Raw genomic sequence first — 1428 nt, 5'->3', positions numbered from 1 at the left:
AACGACTCAAAATTTAATCTATCCACTTCGTTACTATCTTAATTTTGAATCCTTCTTCGTTGGGGAAACCCCAAACCCCGCACACCACGAAAAGCGGTGGTGTGCAAAAAGCAAAAATAGCAGGTGACTCTTTATGACAATGGTACACATTGCAACAAAGGCGATTTCTCGAAAAGCAGGACAGTCGGCGGTGGCGTGTGCCGCCTATCGTGCTGGCGATGTGCTTGATGATGCCAAATATGGAAAGACCCATGACTATAGTAAAAAGTCTGGGGTGATGAGCAGTGATATCGTTTTACCGTTCTCATTAAAAGCGCTGGGTGTGAGTGTGGATAGAGAGACGCTTTGGAATACCGCTGAAGCGGCAGAGACCCGTTCGGACAGTCGGGTGGCGCGTGAGTGGCTGATTAATTTGCCGTATGAGTTAGACGAGTATGATCGGCATCAGCTGGCCATAAACTTTGCCCAAAAGCTTTGTGACGATATGGATGTGATTGCGGATGTGTGTATCCATCGTCCAGTGATGAAGTTGCCATTCGATCCTAATGTACCGCCAAGTTCTAAGTATTTGCGTGAGGGTGAGGAAAACCCTGATCCCCGTAATTTTCACGCGCATATTTTAGTCACTACTCGAGCGCCTACCGTTGGACCAAATAAAACCTTGGCATTTGATCCAAAGCTTAAGACCCCGTTTGAGTGGTCCAATAAAAAACGTAAGGCGCATGATCTGCCGTCATCGATGCAAGAGATTAAGCGTGTTCGGGAGATGTGGGTAGATACCGCCAATAAAGTGTTGGCGCAGCATCATCTGCCATTGATGGATGCGCGCAGTTATAAGGATCAGGGGCTTGATCAGCAGCCCACCATTAAAATGGGCGTTGAGGCGACGGCAATGGAGCGCCGAGGCATCACGACCGAAAAAGGAGACACCAACCGCGCCATCAAAGCACGTAATAAATTGGTGGCTGACAACCATATCAAACAGGAGGCAGACAATGAGCGACGAATTAGCGCACTTAGAAAAGGACTTGCTTGGGCAACTGAGAAAAACGCAAGACTACCTGGACGCATTGGAGGCACAAAACGACGAGCTGATTTTACAAAACAACTCTCTAGAAGCTCAGAACCTCACATTACATACTGCACAGAACAAAATAATAGAACGGCAGATCGAGTTGACGACACAAAACGATGCATTGAAAACGCAAAATCAGGCATTGCTTGGGCAGCTAAACGATGCGAAAACCTACCAAAGCGATGTGATGACACAAAACAAAGAATTAATGGCACAGCACAAGCAAATGATAAGCTCACACAAAGAATTGACGACACAAAACAAGCAATTGAGGGAATCACTGAAGCTATCGGAAAGTCAAATATTGAAATTAACAAAGCAACTGAGCGAAGTGCAAGACCAGCCCCCAACCC

The 1428-nt window shown here is 46.5% G+C and carries 1 protein-coding gene; it reads left to right on the top strand.

Going from position 1 to position 1428, the window contains the following annotated elements:
- Positions 1-133 precede the first annotated feature (133 nt).
- On the top strand, positions 134-1428 hold a 1295-nt coding region (locus VIM91_RS09605; protein ID WP_331864608.1), incomplete at its 3' end, for a MobA/MobL family protein.

It is taken from the genome of Thiomicrospira sp., from assembly GCF_036568485.1.
Classification (GTDB): domain Bacteria; phylum Pseudomonadota; class Gammaproteobacteria; order Thiomicrospirales; family Thiomicrospiraceae; genus Thiomicrospira.
This window is presented reverse-complemented; position numbering and strand designations above follow the sequence as displayed.